The organism is Micromonospora sp. NPDC049051 (assembly GCF_043197575.1).
Classification (GTDB): Bacteria; Actinomycetota; Actinomycetes; order Mycobacteriales; family Micromonosporaceae; genus Micromonospora.
This window is the reverse complement of sequence record NZ_JBICTL010000010.1, coordinates 1-16,723: the sequence shown is the minus strand read 5'-3', so window position 1 is coordinate 16,723 and position 16,723 is coordinate 1. Positions and strand designations below refer to the sequence as shown.

The following is a 16,723-nucleotide window of genomic DNA, read 5'->3' as shown; positions in this document are numbered from 1 at the left end:
GCGACGGCGCGGTTCGACCACCCCGTCGTGTCACCGGCGTCCGGCCCGCCGCGCGGCGAGTACAGCCGGGGGTCAGCCGGCGGCCACCACCTGGTTCGCCGGCTGCTGCGTGGGCCCGCCGGCGGGGGCCTGGTCGTCGTCGCCGGTGAGGGCCGGCACCGGGTGGCCGGTCTCCGCCGGCACGGCCTCGCCGGCGGCGGGTTCCGCCACCGCCACCGCCACCGGTACCGGTCGGGCGGTCCGGGGCCGGGCCGTGACCTGCGGGTACTCGGCGGTCTCCGCGCCACCCGTGGCGGCTGCCATGACCGCCGCGGCGGCCAGGTCGGCCACCCGCTTCGCCTCCCGCTTGACCCGGGCGCGGACCTCCTTGGCGTGCTGCTCGGCGGAGTCACCGGCCCGGCGTGCCTCATCGAGGCGGTGCAGCTCGTCGGTCAGCTCCTGCCGGGTCTCGGCGAGGCGCTGCTGCACCTCGGCGAACTCGCGCTCGATCGTTCCGCACTCCTGCCGGGCCTGGGCCAGCTGCTGCTGCGCGGTGTCCAGCTCGGACTGCATCCGGGCCAGCGTCTCCCGCCGGTCCCGGATGCCCTGCTGCGTCGCGGCGAGCTGCTGCTGATGGGTCGCGGCCTGCTCGTCGACGTGCTGGCGCACCTTGGCCGCGTACTGCTGGGCCTCGGCGATCAGCGTGGCGATCTCCTGCTCCGCCGCCGTACGCTGAGCGCCGAGCTCACGCTCGGCGGACGCGAGCTGCTCGGCGATCTCCTGCTCGGCGGCGGTCCGCCGCTCGTTGATCTCCCGTTCCACGCTGGCCTGCCACTGGCCCAGCTCCTGCTGGGTCTTCGCGCGGGCCGCCTGCACCTCCTGCTGGATCTGGGTGCGGGCCGCCACGAGGATCGTCTCGGACTCGGCGCGGGCCGCCTCGATCTGCTGGGCGGTCTGCTCGTCGACCCGCTTCGCCTCCTGCACCGCGTGGTCGTGGGCCGCCTCGCCGGCCGCCCGCAACCGCTCCGCCGCCTCCCGGATCCGGGTCAGCTCGGCCTGGGCGTTGGCGCGGCGTTCCTCATGTTCCCGGTCGTGCTCGTCGCGCCGCGCGGCCGCCTCCTCCGTCAGCTCCCGCAGCGTCGTGGTGGCCTGTTCGCGGGCCTCGGTCAGCAGCCGCTCCGCCTCGGCCTCGAGTTCGGCGGCCCGCTGCCCGGCGGCGTCGGTGATGGCGTCGGCCTGCTTCTCGGCCAGGGCCAGGATCTGGTCGACCATCGGGCCCAGGTCGCGGAAGGACGCCCGGTCCGGCTGCGTCGGCCGGTCCCGCAGCTCGGTCGTCTCGGCGCGCAGCCGGTGCACCTCGACGGTCAGCTCGCGCAGCTGGGCCGAGGCCCGGTTCCGCTCGGCGGCCAGCGCCGAGCGCTCGCCGTCGACCTGTTCGAGGTAGCGGTCCACCTGCCGTTTGTCGTAGCCGCGCAGCGCGAGGTCGAAGCTCGGCCGCGAGGCCGCGTCCTCGCGTGCCGCGAACGGGTCGTCGCCGTGGGACATGCATCCTCCTCCGTACGATCGCGAGCGCCACGCCGGCGAGAGATCCGCCTCACGCCGCTGTGCTGAGGCGCCACGCTACCGTCGCGGTCGCACGCCCCCGCGAAAAGGGTGACCCCCCACCTTCGGCACGCCCTTGTACCTGACGCAGATGCGGGTCGTGCGGTTCGGGTCGTTGAGGATGGTGATCCGGCTGAACCGGGCGGTGTCGCCCCAGTTCGTGTCGATGCCGGCCAGCATCTTCGTCGAGGTCGCGGTGACGTTGTCCATCGGTGCGCGCCGGGCCGTCCGCCGACGCCCTACAGGGGCAGTCGGCCCGCGCCGGCCAGCGTCGCCACGACCGCCGGCACCGCGGGCGCCGGCAGCACCGGAGCGCGGCGCAGGCTCGGCGTCCAGCCCGCGTCCGGGGCCAGGTCCGGCTCGTGCGAGGCGTTGTACGCGGCCACCAGGTCGACCGGCCGGGGCCGCTCACCGGCGGCGCCGACCCAGTTGCCCCGGGTGGTGACGGCGGTGCCGCCCCAGTCGTACAGCAGGTCGTCGGCCCCGACGCCGGCCTGGAGGCTGAAGAAGTTGTGCTCGGCCACCACGGCGGACTGCACCCCGACGCCGATCGCGTACTCGAACCCGTCGCCGCCCAGCCGGTAGTGGTTGTTCCACACGTCGACCTGGCCGAACCGCACCCGGGGCAACGTTGGAGTACCCCGTCGAAGAGGTTGTGGTGCAGGCTGACCTTCAGCCGCCCGACGTCCGGGCCGACGGTGTTGGACGAGCCGATCAGCATGACCTTGTCCCGCCCGACGAACCGGTTGTAGGAGATGGTCACCAGGCTCGCGGTGTGGGTGACGTCCACCGATCCGTCGTGCACCTGGTACGGCCGGCCGAGGTGCACCGGCTGGGCGCTGTCCGGGTTGTCGCCGTCGGTGAAGGTGTTGTGGTCGATCCAGACGTGCTCGCTGCGGCGTACCGAGATCTGGTCGTACTGGGAGTTCCAGTTGCCGGCCTCGCCGTCGGTGGGGGACCAGGCGGGGAAGCAGTCCCGGGCGTCGTCGAAGGTCAGGTTCCGCACGATCGTGTTGTGCGCGCCGTCGAGCATCAGCGTCAGCCCGGTCAACCGGGCGCCGGGCAGGCCGACGATGGTGGTGTTCGGGCCGACGTTGAGCTGGGTCTGCCGGGTCTGGTTCGTCACCGAGCGCACCCGTGCCGCCTCCAGGGGCCCGCTCGGCGGCACCCGTCCCCAGACCGCCGGGTCGTACGCCGCGAGGTACGCCGGCAGCGAGTACTCCGGGTCGGCGAGGGCGGCGCAGTCGAGCGGGGTCCCGTCGGGCCCCTCGAAGCCGTCGACCACGCCACGCACGTAGATGATCTTCGGGGTGGCGTTGCCCCGGTTGGTGGCGTTGTCGCCGCCGAGGGCCGCGACCAGCCCGGCCCGGCTGGAGACCACGTGCACCTGCTCCGGCGTGGCCGCCGCGCCGCCGGTGGTGCCGGCCCCCTCGGCCGCCCAGCCGTCCCCGGCCGGTAGCGCCTGCCGGCCGAGGTGTCGGGCGGCCCGGGAGAGCCCGTCGGCCGCGCCGTCCACGGTGGCGGGCGGAGCGCCTCCGCCGCGCCAGTGGATGTCGCCGCGAGCGTGACGGCGACCATCGCCGCGCCCAGTGTCTTCTCCCACATCTGTCGGACCACCTGTTCGTCGCCGGTTCGGTACCGGCAACGGTAGGTTTCGCGATTTATGCGCGTCAATGACGAGCATATGCAGGATTGTTGCAGTTGATCCGATCAGCCGGCATCGTCCCCACCGCCTCCGGTCGGGATGGCACCCCCGTGTCCGATATGGACCCGCGTCAGGCGGGCGGCCCGGTTGCAGCGTGTTGCGGTCCCTCCTGCCCGGTCAGGTCCCTGCGGTGCGGCGCCACCGCCCACGGCACCGCCAGCTCCGACAGCAGCGCCCCCTCGTCGGCCGCCCGGCGCAGCAGCCGGTTGATCCCGCGTACCGTCAGCACCCGCTGCGGGCCGTCGCCCGTGGCGGTGACGAGGTCGCCGCCCAGCGACGTCGGCTCGGGGGCATCCGTGACGGCCTCCAGCACCGTGGTGAACGGTGCGGTCCGCGCCAGCGGCGCGATCAGTGGCACCGCCGGGTCCGCCCGGTGCGCGAGGAGGTTCTCCAGCAGGCCGCGCCGGCCGGGCACCTCGCGCGGGCCGGCGTCGCCGGGCAGCAGCAGCCGGTCGGTCGGGTACTCCAGCACGGCCCGGCCGGCGGTGCCGGTCACCAGCACCTCCCCGGCGACGAAGTCCTCGCCGGCCAGGGTCACCGCCGCGACGATCGGTGGCCCCGAGCGGGACCGCACCCGCAGTGTCGCGGTGTCGTCCACCTCGATCGGCCGGACCCGGTAACGCTCCACCTCGATCCGCGCGGGCTCCACCGGCCCGTCCCCGACGGCCTCGGCGACCGCGAGGCACTGCATGACCGCGTGCGCCAGCGGGTTGGCCAGGGCGCCGTCGAGCACCGGGCGGCCGTGCAGCGTACGCCGGCCGGCCCACGGCGCCCGCGCGTAGTAGGCGTCGGAACGCTGCCAGGCCGCCACCGTCGCGATGCCGGTGACGGTACCGAGCCGCCCCGCCCGCACCGCGCCGGTCAGCTGCGTCAGCGCCGCCGAGCCGAGCGCCTGGAAGCCCACCTGGCACGCCCGGCCCGTCGTGGCGAGGGCGGCGGCCAGCCGGTGGTGCTCCGCGGTGGACAGCACCGGGGGCTTCTCCAGCAGCAGGTCGGCGCCCGCGGCGAGCACGTCCAGGGCGATCGGCAGGTGGGTGTGCGGCGGGGTGCACACCACCACCACGTCCGGTCGGGTCGCCCGCAGCATCTCCCGGTGGTCGGCGCAGACCATCGTGCCGGCCGGCACCGGCGCCGCCGGGTCGTCCTCGACCGGGCGTACGTCGACCAGGGCGACCAGCCGCAGCCGCCCGGCGTCGTGCAGCGGCGCGACGACCCGCCGGTGCCAGCGCCCGTGCCCGTTGGCCCCGACGACGGCGACCCGCGGCACGGCGTCGGGCGGAGGGGACCCGGCGGCCGTCACCGGGCGCCCGCCAGCGTCGCGGTCACCCCGTGCCGCTCCAGGGCGGTCAGCCACCCGGTCACCTCGGCGCGTACGTCGTCGTCGGCGGCCACCTCGGCGGGGAAGATCTCGCGCAGCGCGAACACCGCGTCGACCGCCCCCGCCGGGGTGCGTGGCCCGGCGGCGAGCGCCGCGCGGATCTGCTCGGCGAGCGGGTCGGCCAGCGGCAGGGGGCTGCCGTCGTCGGCGTGGCCCTGGGCGAAGCGCAGCCAGGCGGCCACCACCAGCGTGGCCCAGTGCGCCGGGCGCCCGGCGGCCCGCAGGTCGGCGACGGTGTGCAGGACCCGCTGCGGCAGCTTCTGCGAGCCGTCCGTCGCCACCTGGAGGGTGCGGTAGCGGATCGCCGGGTTGGCGAAGCGCGCCAGCACCTCCTCGCCGTACGCGACCACCGAGACGCCCTCGGGCGGCTCGAAGCTGGCCGCCACGTCCTCGGCGACCAGCCGACGCAGCACCGTCGTCAGGTGCGGCAGGGCCAGCGCGTCGGCGATGGTCTCCCGGCCGGCGAGCGCGCCCAGGTAGGCGGCGGCCGAGTGCACGCCGTTGAGGGCACGCAGCTTCAGCCGCTCCCAGGGGCCCGCGTCGGCGGTGAGCACCGCCCCGGCCCGCTCCCAGGCCGGCCGGCCCCCGGGGAAGTCGTCCTCGACGACCCACTGCCGGTACGGCTCGGCGGCCACCGCCGCCAGGTCGCTCACCCCCAGGGCCCGTTCGGCGTCGGCGAGGGTCCGCGCCGTGCTGGCCGGCACGATCCGGTCGACCATGGTGCCGGGGAAGCTGACGTGCTCGCGTACCCAGCCGGCCAGCGGCTCCGGCACCCCCGCGTACGCCGCCGACTGCTCGACCAGGCCGCGCAGCCGGCGGCCGTTCGCGGGCAGGTTGTCGCAGCTGACCAGGGCCAGCGGTGGGCCCTGCGCGGCGGCGCGGGCGAGCAGCCCCCGCAGCAGCAGGCCCGGTACGGTCACCGGCGCCCGGTCGGTGCGCAGGTCGGCGGCGACCTCCGGGTCCGGCCGCAGCCGCCCGGTCACCGGATCCAGCTGGTACGCCTTCTCCGTGACGGTGAGGGTGACCACCCGGATGGCCGGGTCGGCCAGCAGCGCCACCACGGCGGCGGGGTCACCGGCGGCGTGCCGGGTGCCCGCCAGCGCGCCGACCACCCGGGTGTGGCATCCCTCGGCGCTGCTGGTGGTGACGCTGAACAGGTTGTCCTGCGCGGCCAGCGTCGTCACCACGTCGGGGTTGCGCGGCGCGACACCGACGATGCCCCAGCCGCCCCCGGCCCGCGCCATCGCCTCCTCGGTGTAGACGGCCTGGTGGGCGCGGTGGAACGCGCCCAGCCCGAGGTGGACGATCCCCGCCGGCACGCTGCCCGGACGCAGCAGCGGGCGGCTGTCGGTCGGCAGCCGGCGCAGCGTCCCGAGGCCGAGCCGGGCGGCGCCGGCGCTCATCGCCACACCGGCCCGTCCGGGAAGCGGAACTCGGCGATCGACTCCGGCTTCATGGTGGCGCTGTAGCCGGGCGCCTCCGGCAGCAGGTAGCGCCCCCCGCGGGTGCGCACCGGGTCGACGAAGTGCTCGTGCAGGTGGTCGACGTACTCCACCATCCGACCCTCCAGGCTGGTGCCGACCCGCAGGTAGTCGAAGACCGCGAGGTGCTGGACGTACTCGCACAGGCCCACGCCGCCGGCGTGCGGGCAGATCGGCACCCCGAACTTCGCCGCCAACAGGATCTCGGCGAGGACCTCGTTGACGCCGCCGACCCGACACGCGTCGATCTGCATCACGCCGATCGCCTCGGCCTGGAGCAGCTGCTTGAAGATGACCCGGTTGGCGGCCACCTCACCGGTGGCGACCCGGCACCGGCCGCCGGTCAGCCCGGTCACCGCCCGCGCGATGCGCGCGTGCCCGAGGATGTCGTCGGCGTGCGTCGGCTCCTCGATCCAGTACGGATCCACCTCCGCCAGCGCGGTCATGTTGGCGATCGCCTCGTCGACGTCCCAGACCTGGTTGGCGTCCATCATCAGCAGCGCGTCCGGCCCGATCTCCGCCCGGATGATCCGCGCCCGGCGCAGGTCGTCGGCCGGCGGACCGCCGACCTTCATCTTCATCGCCCGCCACCCGTCGGCGTACGCCTGTCGGGTCAGCGCCCGGACCTTGTCGTCGGGGTAGCCCAGCCACCCCACGGACGTGGTGTACGACGGGAAGCCGTCGCGCTCCAGCACGGCGCGCCGCTCGTCGAGCCCGACGAGTCCCCTGTCGAGGATGGCCGCCGCCTCGTCGGGGGTGAGGGCGTCGGTGATGTGGCGGAAGTCGACGCTGGCCACCAGCTCCTCGGTGGGCAGCTCGGCGAGCAGCCGCCACATCGGCTTGCCGGCCAGCTTGGCCCGCAGGTCCCACACCGCGTTGACCAGCGCGCCGGTGGCCATGTGGATGACCCCCTTCTCGGGGCCCAGCCAGCGCAGCTGCACGTCGGCGCTGAGCGAGCGCCAGAACGCCACCGGGTCGGCGAAGATCTCCTCGACGGTCCGGCCGGTCACGTGGTGGGCGAGGGCGCGGATCGCCGCGCAGGTCAGCTCGTTGCCCCGGCCGTTGGTGAAGGTGAACCCGGCCCCGGTGACGCCGGCGTCGGTACGCAGCTCGACGTAGCTGGCCGAGTAGTCGCCCCGGTTGATCGCGTCCGAGCCGTCGCCGGCGGCGGCGGTCGGGAACCGCACGTCGTGCACGTCGACGGCGGTGACGGTGACACTCACAGGAGGCTCTCTCCGATCTTGAAGACCTTCTTCGGTAACCGGTACGCCAGGTCGACGATGGTCTCGGCGGCCTCGTCCTCGCCGAGGCGGTGCTCGGTGACCAGCCGCGCCAGGTAGGCGGCGTCGACCCGGCGGGCCACGTCGTGGCGTACCGGGATGGAACAGAACGCGCGGGTGTCGTCGACGAACCCGGCGGTGTTGTAGAAGCCCGCCGACTCGGTGACGGACTCGCGGAAGCGGCGCAGCACCTCCGGCGAGTCCAGGAACCACCAGGGCGCGCCGAGGTAGAGCGCGGCGTACCCGCCGGCCAGCGGGGCGAGTTCGCGGCTGAAGGTGTACTCGTCGAGGGTGTAGAGCACCACCCGCAGCCGCGGGTCGTTGCCGTACGCGTCGAGCAGCGGGGTCAGCGCGTGCAGGTACTCGGTCGCCTGCGGCAGGTCGCCGCCGACGTCGCGGCCGTGCCGCGCGTACAGCCAGCGGTTGTGGTTGCGCACCGCGCCGGGGTGCAGCTGCATGACGAGCCCGTCGTCCAGCGACATCCGGGCGAACTCCAGCAGCATGTGCGCCCGGAACGTCTCCGCGTCGGCCGCGTCGGCGAGCCCTCGCAGCCCCCGGTCGTAGAGGCGGGCCGCCTCGCCGGCGTCCAGCGCCAGGGTGCGCGCGGTGGGGTGGCCGTGGTCGGTCGAGGTGGCGCCGGCCGCGATGAACGCCGCCCGCCGCTGGCGCAGCGCCGCCAGGTAGCCGGCGTACGTGCCGGTGTCCTCGCCGGTGATCTCCCCGAGCCGCGCGACGTTGCCGGCCCAGCCGTCGAACTCCATGTCGGCCACGTTGTCCGGCCGGAACGTGGTGATCACCCGACCGCCCGGCCCACCCCAGCCGTCGGCGGCGAGCTTGGCGTGCTGCCCGAGGTCGTCCAGGGGGGACTCGGTGGTGGCGAGCACCTCGATGCCGAAGCGCTCGAACAGCGCCCGGGGCCGGAACCCGGGCTCGGCGAGCCGGGCGGCCAGTTCGTCGTAGACGGCGTCGGCGGTGGTCGGCGAGAGCGGGGTGCGTACCCCGAACACGTCGGCGAAGGTCTGCTCCAGCCAGAGCCGGGAGGGGGTGCCCCGGAACAGGTGCCAGTGCGCGGCGAAGCGTCGCCAGATCGTGCGCCCGTCGGGCTCCGTGGGGCTGCCGTCGACGGTGGGCACGCCCAGCTCGGCCGGGGGGACGCCCTGGCTGAGCAGCATCCGGGTGAGGTAGTGGTCGGGCACGATGAGCAGCCGAGCCGGGTCGGGGAACGGTCGGTCCTCGGCCAGGATCGCCGGGTCGACGTGCCCGTGCGGGGAGATGATCGGCTGGGGCGCGGCCAGCGCGTACAGCCGTCGGGCCACCGCCCGCTGCGCGGGGTCGGCGGGGAAGAGCAGGTCGGTCGTGGGCACGGATGGGGCTCCTCGGAAGGGTTCTCGGCTCAGGGCAGGTCGAGCAGGTCGGCGACCCGCACCGGGGCGCCGGTGGCGAAGGACCGGTTCGCGGCCAGGCCGGTGAGCAGGGCGAGGGCGCCGTCGCGGGCGGTGGCCGCCCGCCCCATCGGGTCCGTCTCGCCGCCGATCAGGACCCGGGCCATCCGGGCGTCGGCGCCGCCGTGCCCGGACCGGGTGTGCCCGGACACGGGTACGGCCTGCGGCGGCGCCCAGAACGGCCGCAGGGTCAGCGTGGCGTGGCCGGCCTCGGCGGCGGCCTCGTCGCCGTGCAGCGCCGCGCCCTTGAGCGCGCCCGCCGAGGCGGGGTCGACGTGGTCGCTCTCCACGACCTCCAGCTCCAGCCGGCCCCTGCTGCCGTTGACCATCACCCGGTAGCCCTCGTAGGGGGCGTACGCGGTGAGGTGGTAGGTCATCGTCGCGCCGGTGGAGTAGCGGGCCAGCACCGACATGTCGTCCTCGATGCTCACGCCCGGGGCGAAGACGTTGCGGTCGCGGTGGTAGCCGTCCTCGGCCTCGGCGTCGAGGTAGAGCTCGCGCAGCTTCGGGTGCGCGTCGAGCCGCAGCGCGAACGGGTCGTCGGCGGCGGCGGGGGACCCGTGCGCCCGCTCGTAGTCGCGGGCGTAGCCGTGCCGGCGGCCGGCCTCGCCGTAGAAGAACAGCCGGCCGGCGGCGTACACCTCGACGGGGGTGGCGTCGAGCCACCAGTTGACCAGGTCGAAGTGGTGGCCGGCCTTGTGCACCATCAGCCCGCCGGAGTGCGCCTTGTCGCGGTGCCAGCGGCGGAAGTAGTCGGCGCCGTGCCGCACGTCGAGCAGCCACTCGAAGTGCACCGAGCCGATCTCGCCGATCGCGCTGTCGGCGAGCAGCTCGCGCAGCTTCTCGTGCAGCGGGTTGTAGCGGTAGTTGAACGCCACCCGCACCTGCCGACCGGTGTCGGCGACCGCGTCGAGGATCCGCCGGCAGCCGGCGGCGTCGGTCGTCATCGGCTTCTCGGTGATGACGTCGCAGCCGGCCCGCAGCGCCGTGTCGATGTGCGCGGCGTGGGTGTCGTCCACGCTGGTCACCACCAGCACGTCGACGCGCTCCTTGCCGAGCATGGCGGCCAGGTCGTCGGCCCGGTACGTCGGCACCGGCGGGTGCCTCAGCTCGCCGAGCCACCGGTTGTGCGCGTCCATCCGGGCCTGGTTGACGTCGGCGAAGGCGACGAGTTCGGCGGTGTCGGCGTGGTCGCGCACCAGCGCCCGGACGAACATCTCGGCGCGCGACCCGGTGCCCACGACGGCGTGGCGGACCTGCTGACCGGTGCTGGACGACATGGCGACCGCCTCCCGCGTTGCTGCAAAGGTTTGCAGCGAACCAATCACGGGCCGCGCCGATTCGTCAACGATCGATGTCAAACCGGTGGCATAGATCCGCCTTGATGGCGATTTGTCCATAGGATGGGAGCGCGCCGGAAATGTATCTGTAACCATCGACCGTTGACACGTGCGCAACCGTTTGCATTAATTGGCGACACCTGACGTGACCCCAGCCACACTGGACGAAGGGCCCGCCGTGCCAGCCACCATCCGAGACGTCGCCCGGGCCTCCGGCGTGCACATCTCCACGGTCTCCCGCACGTTCTCGGCCCCGCACCTGGTCAACCCGGAGACGCGGGGCCGGGTGCTGGCCTGTGCCGAGGAGCTCGGCTACCGGCCCAACCGCGCCGCCCGCGCCCTGATCACCGGCCGTACGCACAACGTGGGGCTGATCATCGCGGACATCGCCAACCCGTTCTTCCCGCCGCTGATCAAGGCGGCGGAGAGCCAGGCCCGACAGCGCGACTACCACGTCTTCGTGGCCGACACCAACGAGGACCCGATCGCCGAGGAGGAGTTGGTCCACGCCCTCGCGAAGCAGGTGGACGGGGTGCTGCTGTGCAGCCCGCGGATGAGCAACAGCATGATCGAGCAGCTCAGCCGCGAGGTGCCGCTGGTGGTCATCAACCGGCAGGTCGCCGGCCTGCCCTGCGTCACCATGGACGTCGGGCAGGGCGCACGCTCGGCCATCGAGCACCTGCTCGGCCTCGGTCACCGGCACGTCGCGCTGCTCAGCGGGCCGCGCGGCTCGTGGACCAGCCGGGAGATCCGCCGGGCGGCCGGCGCCGCCGCGCGGGCCGGTGGGGCCGAGTTCACGGTGCTCGGGCCCAACCAGCCCACCGAGACCGGCGGGGCGGCCCTCGCCGAGCAGGTCCGCCGCAGCGGGGCCACGGCCGTCCTCGCCTACAACGACCTGATGGCGATCGGCCTGATCGAAGGGCTCGACGCCCTCGGGTTGAGCGTCCCGCAGGACCTGAGCGTCGTCGGCATCGACGACATCGCCCTCAGCCGGCTCACCCGGCCCAAGTTGACGACGGTGGCCACGCCCAACGCGGCCGCCGGCCGGACGGCCGTCGACATGCTCCTGCAACACGACACCGTCGCCGCCCGTGGCTCACGTGGCGGTCGGGGTGTCGCGAGCGACGACCGTCGTACCACCGCACAGGTAATGCTCCAGACCGAACTGGTCATCCGCGACTCGACCGCCGCCGCGCCGGCGGACGGTCGGCACCGCCCCGACGCCGGGTTGGCCACCCCGGGCCCGCATCGCCTTGCGGGCCCGGGTCGCCCGACCGCGGCCACCGGTGGCGTCGTCGCCTCCTAACGCCAAGGAGTGAGCGCACATGCACCCCGCAACGCCCCCCACCACTGGCACGAAGGTCGTGCCCGTTCACCGTACCCCCGTCCCCCGACGGCGCCTGATCCGCGGCCTGCTCGCCGCGGTCGTCGCCCTGCCCCTGGTCCTCGGCGCCGCCGGCTGCGGCGACGACGAGCAGGCCAGCACCGACCCGAACGCCCCGGTCAAGCTCTCGGTCTTCTGGTGGGGCGGTGAGGCCCGGGCGAAGCTGACCGAGGAGGCCCTCGCCCTCTACACGAAGAAGCACCCGAACGTCACCTTCGAGAAGACGTGGCAGGCCAACCAGGGCTACTTCGACAAGCTGGCCACCCTCACCGCCGGCGGCAACCCGCCGGACCTCTTCCAGATCGACGACAACTACCTGGCCGAGTACGCCTCCCGCAGCACCACCCTCGACCTGACGTCCTACAAGGACGCCGGCGACCTCGACGTGTCGAGGTTCCCCAAGAGCCTCTGGCAGTACGGCGTGGTCGACGGCAAGCTCGCCGGCGTGGCGTCGGGGGAGAACACCCAGGGCCTGGTCTACAACAAGACGCTGCTGACGAAGAACGGCCTGCCGGAGCCGACCACCGGCATGACCTGGGAGGAACACATCGCCTGGGCCGAGCAGGTCGCCAAGAAGACCAAGGTGCCCGGCACCCAGGACCCGAGCGCCGACTACAAGGCGTTCTGGGTGTGGCTGCGTCAGCAGGGCAAGGACCTCTACAAGGACAAGGAACTCGGCTTCACCGCCGAGGACGCGACGAAGTGGTTCGAGCTGTGGAAGGGCGCCCGGGACCGGGGCGCCACCCCGACTCCCGACGTCATCCACGAGGGCAACGTCACCGACATCACCAAGCAGCTCGTGGTGACCGGCAAGGCCGCCACCAGCTGGGTCTGGGTCAACCAGATGCCGGAGCTGAAGAAGAACACAAAGGACGAGCTGGGCGTCATCGCCTACCCCGGTGACCCGAGCGCCCAGTGGGCCCGCGCCTCCATGTACTGGTCGGTGTTCAAGGGCAGCAAGCACCGGGACGTGGCGGTCGATGTGATCAACTTCCTGGCCAACGACCCCGAGGCCGTCAAGCTGCTCGGCACCGACCGGGGCCTGCCGTCCAACCTGGACCTGCGCCGCGTGGTCAGCGACGACGTCACCGACCCGGCGATGAAGCAGTCGATCCAGGTGGAGTCCGACCTGGCGCAGAAGTTCGGCGAATCGCCGCAGGTGCCGATCAAGGGCCACAGCAAGGTCAAGTCTGAGCTGATCAAGGCCGCCGAGAACGCCCAGTACGGCCGCGTCACCCCCGCCCAGGCGGCGGAGCAGTTCCTCGCGGCCTGCAAGTCCGCCATCGTCTGACCCGAGACGCTACGGAGAGGAACCGGCTCGTGGCCCTGACCACGGCGCCCGGCCCGACCCGACGACGTACCGGATCCGTCCCGACCCCCGCCGGCAGGCGCGGGGTCGGGCGGGCCCGGCACGGCGACGGTCTGGCCGGCTACGTCTTCCTGTCGCCCTGGCTGCTCGGCCTGCTGGCCGTCACGGCGATCCCCATGCTCCTGTCGCTCTACCTGAGCTTCACCAACTACGACATCCTCACCCCCATCTCGGAGATCGAGTGGGTCGGCCTCGCCAACTACGAGCGGATGTTCACCGCCGACCCGTCGTACTGGCACTCGGTGCGGGTGACACTCACCTTCGCCCTGATCGCCGTGCCGCTGAAGCTCGCCGCCGCGCTCGGGGTCGCCCTGCTGCTCAACCGCGCCTGGCGCGGCGTCGGACTGTTCCGCGGCCTGTTCTACCTGCCGTCGCTGCTCGGCGGCAGCGTCGCGCTGGCCATCGTCTGGGTCAACATGTTCAATCGCGAGGGCGCCTTCAACTCGCTGCTGGCCTTCTTCGGCATCGAGGGCAAGCCGTGGGTCAACGACCCCGACTGGGCCCTGGAGACCCTGATGGTGCTCGCCATCTGGCAGTTCGGTGCGCCCATGGTGATCTTCCTGGCGGGCCTCAAGCAGGTGCCCACCGAGCTCTACGAGGCGGCCTCCGTCGACGGCGCCGGCACGTGGCGGCAGTTCGTCGCAGTCACCCTGCCGATGCTCTCGCCGGTGATCTTCTTCAACCTGGTGCTGGAGACCATCAACGGCTTCCAGGGCTTCACCGCCGCGTTCGTGCTCAGCAACGGCACCGGCGGCCCGGTCGACTCCACCCTGATGTACACGCTGAACCTCTACATCACGGGCTTCACCGACCTGGAGATGGGCTACGCCTCCGCGATGGCCTGGGTCTTCCTGATCGCCATCGCGATCATCACAGCGATCTTCTTCAGCACCGGGCGGTTCTGGGTGCACTACTCCGACGGGGAGGACCGGTGACGGCGACGGCAACCCCGGCGGCGGACGCCACGGCGACCGGCCCGCGCCGGGCCGGCGGCGGTGGGCAGGCCGTGCGTCTGCTCGTCCTGATCGCGATCGTCGCGGTCGTGCTCTACCCGCTCTTCTGGATGATCGGTACGTCCCTGAAGAGCCAGGAGGAGATCGTCAACAACATCGGCCTGCTGCCGAACGAGTTCACCCCCGGCAACTACGCCGACGGGTGGACCAACTTCGACCTCAGCTTCGGCCGGTTCTTCCTCAACAGCGCGATGGTCAGCCTGCTGACCGTCGTCGGCAACGGGGTCTCCTGCCTGCTCGCCGCGTACGCCTTCGCGCGGCTGCGGTTCCGGCTGCGCGGCGTCTGGTTCGCCGTCATGATCGGGACACTGCTGCTGCCCGGGCACGTGCTGATCGTGCCGCAGTACATCCTCTTCCGCAGCCTGGGCCTGGTCGGCGGCGAGTGGCCGTACCTGCCGCTGCTGATCCCGCAGTTCCTGGCCACCGAGGCGTTCTTCGTCTTCCTGATGGTGCAGTTCATGCGGGGCATCCCGCGTGAGCTGGACGAGGCCGCCAAGATCGACGGTGCGAACGCGTTCGGGATCTTCCGGCACGTCATCCTGCCGCTGAGCCGGCCCGCGCTCGTCACCACCGCGATCTTCTCGTTCATCTGGACCTGGAACGACTTCTTCCGCCAGCTCGTCTTCCTCTCCGACCTCGAGGACTACACGGTGCCGGTGGCGCTGACCCTGTTCATCGACTCGACGAGCCAGAGCGCCGTCGGCCCGATGTTCGCCATGTCGGTGCTGTCGCTGCTACCGGTGTTCCTGTTCTTCGTGGCCTTCCAGCGCATGCTGGTGGAGGGCATCAACACCAGCGGACTCAAGGGATGAGGCCGCACCGGGCGGCCGGGCCGCGGCGTGACGACGGGCCGGGCCCGGACGCCGCGCCGGCCCGCCGTGACTGGCGGGACGTGCTCACCGACGCCACGGACCTGGCGCTGCTCGGCATCGTGCTGACGCTGGCGGCCCTGCCCGTGCTCACCGCGGCGGCGGCCGTCGCCGCCGCGAGCGCGGCGGTGCACGACCGGTACAGCACCGGATCCTGGCCCCCGATCCGGAAGAACCTCATCCGGTACGGCCACGCCCTGCTGCCCGGCGCCGGGGTGAGCCTGCTGGCGCTCGCCGCCCTCGGGCTGCTCGCCCTGGACGTCGCCGCGCTGGCCGGCGGCCGGGTCCCCGGCGGGGCGCCGCTGCTCCTGCTCACCGTCGCCGTGGCCGCCGCCCTGGCCGGCTACGCCGCGCTGGTCGTGGTCGAGGTGGGCCGCCGGGGCGGACGCGACTGGCGCGACTCCGCGCGCGCCGCCGCCGGCGCCTGCCGGGCCCGGCCCGGCACCTGGGCCGCCGCCGCCGGGGTCAGCACCGTCGCCGCGCTGCTCGCCGTCATGGTCACCCCGGTCGTGGTGCCCATCCTCGCCGGGTACGCGGTCGCCGCCCTGCACGCGGTCGCCCGGCGGCTCGTGCTCGCCCCGACGGTCCGCCCACCGGGAAGGACGGCCCAGCCGTGACGGAGAACGACCGGCAGCTCAGCGTCGACGGCGTGCCGGTGGCGCGGTACGTCGTCGACCCCGCGATCGACCCCCGGCACGGCCCCCGCCCGTACCTGCACCCGGTGCGGACCCTCGGCGGGACGGTGGTCACCGACGCGTTCCCCGCCGACCACCTCTGGCACCTCGGCGCGTCCCTGGCCGTGCAGGACGTCGACGGCACCAACCTCTGGGGCGGGCGCACCTACGTCCGCGACGCCGGCTACACCTGGCGCGACGACCACGGCCGGATCGCGCACACCCGCTGGGAGGTACGCGACCCGCAGCGGCTGGCGCACCGGCTGGAGTGGCGCGACCGGGACGCTACGGTGCTGCTCACCGAGCGGCGGGAGCTGGCGGCGCGGCGGGTCGGCGAGCGGGCCTGGGCCCTCGACATCGCGTACGCGCTGACCGCCCCGGCCGACCGGGACGTACATCTGGGCAGCCCCGCCACCAACGGGCGCCCGGGTGGCGCGGGCTACGGCGGCTTCTTCTGGCGGGCCGTCAGCGCCACGCCCGCGCGGGTGTGCACCGCCACCGCCGAGGGGGAGGACGCGGTCAACGGCAGCACCGCGCCGTGGCTGGCCTTCAGCGGCACCGGGCCGGACGGGGCCGCCTACACGCTCGTGCTGGCGGGGCTCGCCGAGGGCGACCGGTGGTTCGTCCGCACCGCCATGTACCCGGGCGTCTGCGTGGCGTTCGCCTTCGACCGGCCGAGGGTGATCGCCGCCGGTGCGACCCGCACCGGGCGGCACCGGGTGGTGGTCACCGACGGCGCCCTGGACCGGGACGCGGCCGCCGCGCTGGCCGCCGGCGGGACGGTGTGACGCGGACCGCCCACCCCGGATTTGACGATCTTGTGGGGCGGGGCGTAACTTTCTCTCTGCCAGCGCGGAAGGGACGAACGGGGCGATTGCTCCGGGAGGCCGGGCGCGGCAATCGGGTCCCGGATGGCGTCATGCCCGCCGGTGCCCGGTCCCGGGTGGTGCCCCGGATTCGCCGCGAGGCGGATTTGGCGAGGCGGAACCGACCGGGTAAGGTTCACGGTCGGCAGGGAGCCGGGCGAGCTCGCGGGTTACCGCGGAGCGGCCGGTCTGCCGAACTTCCCTGAGAATGGTCGGCGAGAGTCGGCATTGTCGGGGTGCCCGCGAAAATGGGTTGAAGTGGTGCGGATCGCTGCAGAGCGGTTTGACACGGCGGAAATCGGTGGGTAGCGTAGTAAAAGTGCCTGGCGCGAGAGCGGCGG

14 protein-coding genes and 1 pseudogene are annotated in these 16,723 nt (G+C 73.4%); 6 read left to right on the top strand and 9 right to left on the bottom strand.

Annotation, left to right across the window (positions count from 1 at the left end; translation table 11 throughout):
* Window positions 1–72: 72 nt before the first annotated feature.
* From ACGFIR_RS28960 to ACGFIR_RS28920, 9 genes and pseudogenes are all read right to left on the bottom strand, one after another.
* The gene (locus ACGFIR_RS28960) at window positions 73–1,524 is read right to left on the bottom strand and encodes a hypothetical protein (RefSeq protein ID WP_393008164.1); all 1,452 of its coding nucleotides are present in this window, start codon (window positions 1,522–1,524) and stop codon (window positions 73–75) included.
* A gap of 75 nt (window positions 1,525–1,599) precedes the next feature.
* Entirely contained in the window at window positions 1,600–1,917 is a 318-nt protein-coding gene (locus tag ACGFIR_RS28955; RefSeq protein ID WP_393008200.1) for a pectate lyase, read from the bottom strand.
* The gene (locus ACGFIR_RS28950) at window positions 1,821–2,201 is read right to left on the bottom strand and encodes a hypothetical protein (protein WP_393148500.1); all 381 of its coding nucleotides are present in this window, start codon (window positions 2,199–2,201) and stop codon (window positions 1,821–1,823) included. Before ACGFIR_RS28950 ends, ACGFIR_RS28955 begins: the two co-directional genes overlap by 97 nt.
* 62 nt (window positions 2,202–2,263) lie before the next feature.
* Window positions 2,264–3,265 (bottom strand): annotated as a pseudogene (locus ACGFIR_RS28945) (hypothetical protein); the annotation flags it as partial.
* A 91-nt stretch (window positions 3,266–3,356) separates the two neighbouring features.
* Window positions 3,357–4,553, bottom strand: coding sequence for a Gfo/Idh/MocA family protein (locus tag ACGFIR_RS28940; protein ID WP_393008168.1), 1,197 nt, complete (start codon window positions 4,551–4,553; stop codon window positions 3,357–3,359).
* 29 nt (window positions 4,554–4,582) lie between these two features.
* The gene (locus ACGFIR_RS28935) at window positions 4,583–6,067 is read right to left on the bottom strand and encodes a mannitol dehydrogenase family protein (RefSeq protein WP_393008170.1); all 1,485 of its coding nucleotides are present in this window, start codon (window positions 6,065–6,067) and stop codon (window positions 4,583–4,585) included.
* Window positions 6,064–7,368 (bottom strand): enolase C-terminal domain-like protein, encoded by a 1,305-nt coding sequence (locus ACGFIR_RS28930; RefSeq protein WP_393008172.1) that lies wholly within the window; start codon window positions 7,366–7,368, stop codon window positions 6,064–6,066. Before ACGFIR_RS28930 ends, ACGFIR_RS28935 begins: the two co-directional genes overlap by 4 nt.
* Window positions 7,365–8,789, bottom strand: coding sequence for a glucuronate isomerase (gene uxaC / locus ACGFIR_RS28925; RefSeq protein ID WP_393008174.1), 1,425 nt, complete (start codon window positions 8,787–8,789; stop codon window positions 7,365–7,367). Before uxaC ends, ACGFIR_RS28930 begins: the two co-directional genes overlap by 4 nt.
* 29 nt (window positions 8,790–8,818) lie before the next feature.
* Window positions 8,819–10,147, bottom strand: coding sequence for a Gfo/Idh/MocA family protein (locus tag ACGFIR_RS28920; RefSeq protein WP_393148380.1), 1,329 nt, complete (start codon window positions 10,145–10,147; stop codon window positions 8,819–8,821).
* A 238-nt stretch (window positions 10,148–10,385) separates the two neighbouring features.
* On the opposite strand from ACGFIR_RS28920, the gene ACGFIR_RS28915 reads away from it, so the two are divergent.
* The 6 genes from ACGFIR_RS28915 (at window position 10,386) to ACGFIR_RS28890 (ending at window position 16,304) form a co-directional block, all read left to right on the top strand.
* Window positions 10,386–11,513, top strand: coding sequence for a LacI family DNA-binding transcriptional regulator (locus ACGFIR_RS28915; RefSeq protein ID WP_393008178.1), 1,128 nt, complete (start codon window positions 10,386–10,388; stop codon window positions 11,511–11,513).
* Window positions 11,514–11,532: 19 nt separating this feature from the next.
* Window positions 11,533–12,882, top strand: coding sequence for an ABC transporter substrate-binding protein (locus ACGFIR_RS28910; protein ID WP_393148378.1), 1,350 nt, complete (start codon window positions 11,533–11,535; stop codon window positions 12,880–12,882).
* Between the two features lie 29 nt (window positions 12,883–12,911).
* Entirely contained in the window at window positions 12,912–13,895 is a 984-nt protein-coding gene (locus ACGFIR_RS28905) for a carbohydrate ABC transporter permease (protein ID WP_393148376.1), read from the top strand.
* A gap of 128 nt (window positions 13,896–14,023) precedes the next feature.
* Window positions 14,024–14,785, top strand: coding sequence for a carbohydrate ABC transporter permease (locus ACGFIR_RS28900; RefSeq protein WP_393008202.1), 762 nt, complete (start codon window positions 14,024–14,026; stop codon window positions 14,783–14,785).
* On the top strand, window positions 14,782–15,459 hold the full coding sequence (locus tag ACGFIR_RS28895; RefSeq protein WP_393148374.1) for a hypothetical protein: 678 nt from the start codon (window positions 14,782–14,784) through the stop codon (window positions 15,457–15,459). The genes ACGFIR_RS28900 and ACGFIR_RS28895 overlap by 4 nt, the downstream gene beginning before the upstream one ends.
* A complete protein-coding gene (locus ACGFIR_RS28890) occupies window positions 15,456–16,304 on the top strand; it encodes a PmoA family protein (protein ID WP_393148372.1) in 849 nt (282 codons plus the stop codon). Before ACGFIR_RS28895 ends, ACGFIR_RS28890 begins: the two co-directional genes overlap by 4 nt.
* Window positions 16,305–16,723 lie beyond the last annotated feature (419 nt).

Coding starts and splice junctions, on each gene's coding strand:
- ACGFIR_RS28960 (WP_393008164.1), bottom strand. CDS start 1,524: ATGTCCCACGGCGACGACCCGTTCGCGGCACGCGAGGACGCGGCCTCG.
- ACGFIR_RS28935 (WP_393008170.1), bottom strand. CDS start 6,067: ATGAGCGCCGGCGCCGCCCGGCTCGGCCTCGGGACGCTGCGCCGGCTG.
- ACGFIR_RS28920 (WP_393148380.1), bottom strand. CDS start 10,147: ATGTCGTCCAGCACCGGTCAGCAGGTCCGCCACGCCGTCGTGGGCACC.
- ACGFIR_RS28910 (WP_393148378.1), top strand. CDS start 11,533: ATGCACCCCGCAACGCCCCCCACCACTGGCACGAAGGTCGTGCCCGTT.
- ACGFIR_RS28900 (WP_393008202.1), top strand. CDS start 14,024: ATGATCGGTACGTCCCTGAAGAGCCAGGAGGAGATCGTCAACAACATC.
- ACGFIR_RS28895 (WP_393148374.1), top strand. CDS start 14,782: ATGAGGCCGCACCGGGCGGCCGGGCCGCGGCGTGACGACGGGCCGGGC.